We start from the raw sequence: 6,391 nt of genomic DNA on the forward strand, positions 1-6,391 counted from the left end.
CACCCAAGCCCGTCCGGCGATTGAGGACAAGAGCACGGCCGCCAGGCCGGTCACAGGGGCACGTCTACCGAAGGCCCGCCGCCCCCGCAACGTCCCGCTTCAGGGACGAAAGCACGCCCATCGCAGACGCCCTCGTCGAAGCCAGAGCCCCCCGCGAGGGAACCGCCACCACCACCTCCAGGTAGCACTTGATCTTCGGCTCCGTGCCGCTCGGGCGCACCACCACCCGCGCCCGGTAACCGTCGCCCTCCAAGACGTACCGCAAGCCATCCGTCGGCGGCAGCGCACCGCCCTCGTTGAGGTCCTCCGCCGACACGACGGACAGCCCCGCCAGCGTCACCGGCGGACGCTCCCGCAGGCGGCGCATCGCGTCCGCGATCAGGGACAGGTCCGTGACCCGTACGGACAGCTGGTCCGTCGCGTGCAGCCCGTGCGCGAGCGCGAGGTCGTCCAGCAGGTCGTCCAGCGTGCGGCCCTGGGACTTGAGTTCGGACGCCAGCTCCGCCACCAGCAGCGCCGCCGTGATGCCGTCCTTGTCGCGTACGCCGCCGGGGTCGACGCAGTACCCGAGCGCCTCCTCGTACCCGTACCGAAGGTTCTCGACCCGCGCGATCCACTTGAAGCCGGTGAGCGTCTCCTCGTACCCGACCCCCGCCGCCTCCGCGATCCGGCCCAGCAGCGAGGAGGAGACGATCGAGGCGGCGAACGTACCGGTCGCGCCCTTGTTCACGAGGTGCGCCGCGAGCAGCACGCCCAGTTCGTCGCCCCGGAGCGTCCGCCAGCCCGCGCCCGCGCCGCCCTCGGCGCCCTCGGCGGACTCGGCGGACTCGTCGGGGACGGCCACCGCGCAGCGGTCCGCGTCCGGGTCGTTGGCGATGATCAGATCCGGCCGCACCCGCCGCGCCGTCGCGAACGCCAGGTCCATCGCCCCCGGCTCCTCCGGGTTGGGGAAGGCCACCGTCGGGAACGCCGGGTCCGGGTCCGCCTGTTCGGCGACCGGCGTCGGCGCGGGGAAGCCGGCGCGCGCGAAGGCCGCGAGGAGCGTCTCCGTACCGACACCGTGCAGCGCGGTGTGCACGACCCGCACCGTGCGCGGTGATCCGGCGGTCAGGACGGTGTCCGTACGGGCGAGATACGCGTCCAGGACCTCGTCCCCGAGGGTCTCCCAGCCGTCCTCGGGCCGCGGTACCCCGGCCAGCGGGCCGACCGCCGCGATCTCGGCCGCGATCTCGCCGTCCGAGGGCGGCACGATCTGGGAGCCGTCGCCCAGGTACACCTTGTAACCGTTGTCCCGGGGCGGGTTGTGGCTGGCGGTGACCTCGACCCCGGCGACCGCCCCGAGATGCCGTACGGCGAACGCCAGGACGGGCGTCGGCAGCGGACGCGGCAGTACGGCGGCGCGCAGGCCCGCGCCGGTCATCACGGCCACCGTGTCGCGGGCGAAGTCGGCCGACTTGTAGCGGGCGTCGTACCCGACGACCACCAGGCCGCCGCCGTCCCCGCGCGCCTTCAAGTACGCGGCGAGGCCGGCCGCCGCCCGGATGACCACGGCGCGGTTCATCCGCATGGGGCCGGCGCCCAGCTCGCCACGCAGTCCGGCGGTGCCGAACTGGAGCGTGCCGGAGAAGCGTTCGGTCAGGGCGTCCAGGTCTCCCGCGTCGATGAGCGCGGCGAGTTCGGCCCGGGTGTCCGCGTCCGGATCCTCGGCCAGCCAGGCCTTGGCGCGCGTGACGATGTCCTGCTGCACGGTGGGCGATACCTCCTCGCGCCGGAACCGGCGCCTGCGGGCTGGGGGATGAGGGCTGGGGGATGAGCGATGAGGGGGATGGGGGGTGCGGGTCGGTGATCGGGACAGCGGGTGACCGGGCCTCGGCCCGGAGATGTGACCCTAGGCCAGACCTGCCGGGCCGGACAGACGCGTCCGGCGCATCACGTACGGCAGAGGCGTCCGGCGCGTCCCGTACGTCACACCCGCTCCAGCACCCGCGCCAGCAACGCCCCCATCTGCGTCGCCGAGTCGCGGCCCGCCTGGAGCACCTCCTCGTGGTTCAGCGGCTCGCCCGACAGCCCCGCCGCCAGGTTCGTGACCAGCGAGATGCCGAGCACCTCCGCGCCCGCCTCGCGGGCCGCGATCGCCTCCAGCACCGTGGACATGCCGACCAGGTCGCCGCCCATCACCCGGACCATGTTGATCTCGGCGGGGGTCTCGTAGTGCGGCCCGGGGAACTGGACGTACACACCCTCCTCCAGCGCCGGGTCGATCTCCTTGCAGAGCGTGCGCAGCCGGGGGGAGTACAGGTCCGTCAGGTCCACGAAGTGCGCGCCGACGATCGGGGAGACCGCCGTCAGGTTGATGTGGTCGCTGATCAGGACCGGCTGGCCGGGGCGCATGCCCTCGCGCAGCCCGCCGCAGCCGTTGGTGAGGACGACGGTCTTGCAGCCCGCGGCGACGGCGGTACGGACGCCGTGCGCGACGGCGGCGACGCCGCGGCCCTCGTAGTAGTGGGTACGGCCCAGGAAGACCAGCGCGCGCTTCTCCGCGATCTTGTACGAGCGGATCCTGCCGCCGTGGCCGGCGACGGCGGGCGCCGGGAACCCGGGTAGTTCGGTCACCGGGAAGTCCGCCTCGGGTTCTCCGAGCGCGTCGACGGCCGGTCCCCATCCCGAGCCCATCACCAGGGCCACGTCGTGGGTTTCGGCGCCGGTGAGCTCGCGCAGGAGGCCTGCGGCCTCGGCTGCGGCGGCATGAGGGTCGGCAGGTCCGTCGGCGAAGGCCGGGTTAACAGATGCGTTCACGCGGATGAGCGTAGCCGGTCGTGCCCTACGCGCGTAGATGACGGGTGGGACGGTGCTGGGATCGTTAACGTGTCGTTTCCGGCAAAAGGCTGATCCGTCCGCGTGGCGGGGAGGCCTGATCTGTACGTACGGCACGTGAAGCCGACCTGTCCGTACGACGACAAAGGCTGATCCGGGCGTACGGTGGTCAGGACCGATCCGGCCGAACCGCCGGGCCGCACGCCCCGCCCGTACGCCGGTCGCGTGCCCTGCCTGTACCCCCGCCCGCGCTCAACAGGGGCGCTTGCGCAGCTCCATCACGTAGTCGTGCGGCGCCCCCGCCGAATCCGCCGCGTCGGCCAGCTCGCCCAGGTAGCGGGCGGACGGCAGGCCGCCCTCGTACCCGTTCAGGACGTACAGCCAGGTCGGCTCCTCGCCGTCCAGCGTGTCCACGCGCACCCGCATCCGCCGGTAGATGTCGAGTCCGACACCCTCCCAGCGGTCCATCGAGTCCTCGTCCATCGGCGCGATGTCGTACAGCGCGACGAAGACCTGGGAGCGCGGCGCTTCCACGATCGTGGCCAGCGCCCCCTCCCAGCCCATCTGCTCCCCACCGAAGGTGAGCCGCCAGCCGTTGAGCCAGCCGGTCCCGCGCAACGGTGAGTGCGGGGCGCGGCGGGACATCAGCCGCGCGTCGAGGTTGCCGGCGTAGGCGGCGTAGAGCGACATGGGTCCGAGGGTACGGGAGGTGGGGGCGTGGCCGCCGGTGCACCGTCAGGACGCCCGAACGGATGGCGGGTGATCTTCGGACGGAGGAACCTGGCGGGCGGGGACGAATCCACTTGGCGGGTGCGGGACAATGGGGTACGACTGCATCCCCCGGGGACACCCCCGGAACCCCGGCCGGGGTGTCGATGGGCCGGGTCGACCATGCGAGGCGGACTTTTTCGTGACCCGGATCGTGATCATCGGCGGCGGACCCGGCGGCTACGAGGCGGCCCTGGTGGGCGCCCAGCTCGGCGCGGAGGTGACGGTCGTCGACTGCGACGGGCTCGGCGGCGCGTCGGTGCTGACGGACTGCGTGCCGTCGAAGACGCTCATCGCGACGGCCGAGGTGATGACGTCCTTCGACTCCTCGTACGAGGAACTGGGCATCATCGTCGCGGACGACACGCCTCCGCTCGAACAGAAGGCGCGGGTCGTCGGCGTCGACCTCGGCAAGGTCAACCGACGGGTGAAGCGGCTCGCCCTCGCCCAGTCCCACGACATCACCGCTTCCGTCACCCGGGCCGGCGCGCGCGTCATGCGCGGCCGGGGCCGGCTCGACGGCCGGCAGGCCGTGGACGGCTCGCGCCAGGTCATCGTGCGGGCGGTGGACGGCACGGAGGAGTCGCTGACCGCCGACGCCGTGCTGATCGCGACCGGCGCGCACCCCCGGGAGATCCCGGACGCGCAGCCGGACGGCGAGCGGATCCTCAACTGGACCCAGGTGTACGACCTCGACGAGCTCCCCGAGGAGCTGATCGTGGTCGGGTCGGGTGTGACGGGCGCGGAGTTCGCCGGCGCGTACCAGGCGCTCGGCTCGCGCGTGACGCTCGTCTCCTCCCGGGACCGGGTGCTGCCGGGCGAGGACCCGGACGCGGCCGCCGTCCTGGAGGACGTCTTCCGCCGCCGTGGCATGAACGTGATGTCCCGTTCGCGCGCCGAGGCGGTCAAGCGGGTCGGCGACCGTGTCGAGGTGACGCTCTCGGACGGCCGGGTCATCTCCGGTACGCACTGCCTGATGGCGGTCGGCGCGATCCCCAACACGCGCGGGATGGGGCTCCAGGAGGCCGGGGTCGTGGTGAAGGACTCGGGCCACATCAAGACCGACCGGGTCTCCCGTACGTCCGCACCGGGCGTGTACGCGGCCGGTGACGTGACCGGCATCTTCGCCCTCGCGTCGGTCGCGGCGATGCAGGGCCGTATCGCGATGTACCACTTCCTGGGGGACGCGGTGGCCCCGCTGAACCTCAAGACGGTCTCGTCGAACGTCTTCACGGACCCGGAGATCGCGACCGTCGGCTACAGCCAGTCGGACGTCGACAGCGGCAAGATCGAGGCGCGGGTCGTCAAGCTGCCGCTGCTGCGGAACCCGCGCGCGAAGATGCAGGGCATCCGGGACGGCTTCGTCAAGATATTCGCTCGTCCCGGTACGGGAATCGTGGTCGGCGGAGTGGTGGTCGCGCCGCGCGCGAGCGAGCTGATCCACCCCATCGCCGTCGCCGTGGACAACAGCCTCACGGTCGAGCAGATCGCGAACACCTTCACGGTCTACCCGTCCCTGTCGGGCTCGATCGCCGAGGTGGCGCGGCAGTTGCACACGAAGAGGGCGGCCGAAGAGGCCTGACCGCGCGGGCGGTGGCCGGTCGGCGCACGCGGTGTGGTCCGTGGCCGGTCGTCCAATACCACTTGGGACGCTCGTCTGTGTACAACTTCTGTTATTCGCCGCAAACTGCTGAAAGCAGACGGTCGTTGGGGTTACTGTCAGTTTCGTGTTCGCTGCAGAACGTCGCCAACTGATCCTCGAAATGGTGCGCGCCAACGGGGCCGTGTCGCTCCGTGAGCTCGCCCGCGTCGTCCAGACCTCCGAAGTGACCGTCCGGCGGGACGTGCGGGCGCTGGAGGCAGAAGGACTCCTCGACCGCCGGCACGGCGGTGCGGTACTGCCGGGCGGATTCACGCGAGAATCCGGCTTTCCGCAAAAGTCCCATCTCGCAACGGCGGAGAAGACGGCCATCGCCGACCTCGCCGCGAGTCTCGTCGAAGAGGGCGAGGCCGTGGTCGTCGGCGCCGGTACGACCACGCAGGAGCTGGCCCGCCGGCTCGCGCGGATCCCCGGTCTGACCGTCGTCACCAACTCCCTGCTGGTCGCCCAGGCCCTCGCGCACGCCAACCGCGTCGAGGTCGTCATGACGGGCGGCACGCTGCGCGGTTCCAACTACGCGCTGGTCGGCAGCGGGGCCGAGCAGTCCCTCCAGGGGCTGCGGGTCAGCCGCGCGTTCCTCTCCGGGAGCGGGCTGACCGCCGAGCGCGGCCTGTCCACGTCCAACATGCTCTCGGCGAGCGTGGACCGGGCGCTGGTGCAGGCGGCGGCGGAGGTCGTCGTCCTGGCCGACCACACCAAGCTCGGTACGGACACCATGTTCCAGACGGTGCCGACCGACCTGATCAGCCGGCTGGTCACCGACGAACCGCCCGCGCACGACGACCGCGCGGGGACGGAGCTCCAGGCGCTCGCCGACCAGGGTGTGCAGATCACGGTCGCGGGCGCGGGGCCCGCGGGATCCGGCTCCCCGTCGGGTGAGGGCGTCCCGCCGGGTGGCCGGTCCCGCCGGGACGTACCCCTTCCCGGCCAGCGTCGTACGCACCCACCTGGTGGGCCGGGTCCGCAGCTCCGCAGTGCGGCGGCGGCGGCCTTGGCGGAGCCGTCTGAGCGGGCGAGGGTGGCGGACATGCGGCGCCGCTGAGTCCGGGTGCGGGTGTGCTTTGCCGTGGGGGGTGCGGGGGGTGCGCGACTGCCTCGCCGTTGTGGCGCGGGTGGGTGTCCTCAATCGCCGGACGGGCTTGAAATGCC

At 72.3% G+C, this 6,391-nt stretch carries 5 protein-coding genes; 2 read left to right on the top strand and 3 right to left on the bottom strand.

Annotated features, from left to right (window positions below; translation table 11 throughout):
• Positions 1–64: 64 nt before the first annotated feature.
• From GT042_RS16645 to GT042_RS16655, 3 genes are all read right to left on the bottom strand, one after another.
• A complete protein-coding gene (locus GT042_RS16645; RefSeq protein WP_161309500.1) occupies positions 65–1,747 on the bottom strand; it encodes a phospho-sugar mutase in 1,683 nt (560 codons plus the stop codon).
• A gap of 218 nt (positions 1,748–1,965) precedes the next feature.
• Positions 1,966–2,796 carry a purine-nucleoside phosphorylase gene (locus GT042_RS16650; protein ID WP_161309501.1) on the bottom strand — a complete coding sequence of 277 codons (831 nt, stop codon included), beginning with the start codon at positions 2,794–2,796 and terminating at the stop codon, positions 1,966–1,968.
• A gap of 270 nt (positions 2,797–3,066) precedes the next feature.
• A complete protein-coding gene (locus GT042_RS16655; RefSeq protein ID WP_161309502.1) occupies positions 3,067–3,504 on the bottom strand; it encodes a gamma-glutamylcyclotransferase in 438 nt (145 codons plus the stop codon).
• Between the two features lie 220 nt (positions 3,505–3,724).
• On the opposite strand from GT042_RS16655, the gene GT042_RS16660 reads away from it, so the two are divergent.
• The gene (locus GT042_RS16660; RefSeq protein WP_161309503.1) at positions 3,725–5,164 is read left to right on the top strand and encodes an NAD(P)H-quinone dehydrogenase; all 1,440 of its coding nucleotides are present in this window, start codon (positions 3,725–3,727) and stop codon (positions 5,162–5,164) included.
• Positions 5,165–5,309: 145 nt separating this feature from the next.
• Positions 5,310–6,284, top strand: a complete 975-nt coding sequence (locus GT042_RS16665) for a DeoR/GlpR family DNA-binding transcription regulator (RefSeq protein WP_161309504.1) — start codon at positions 5,310–5,312, stop codon at positions 6,282–6,284.
• Positions 6,285–6,391 lie beyond the last annotated feature (107 nt).

The sequence above is a fragment of the Streptomyces sp. SID3212 genome, from assembly GCF_009865405.1.
In the GTDB taxonomy this organism is placed as follows: Bacteria; Actinomycetota; Actinomycetes; order Streptomycetales; family Streptomycetaceae; genus Streptomyces.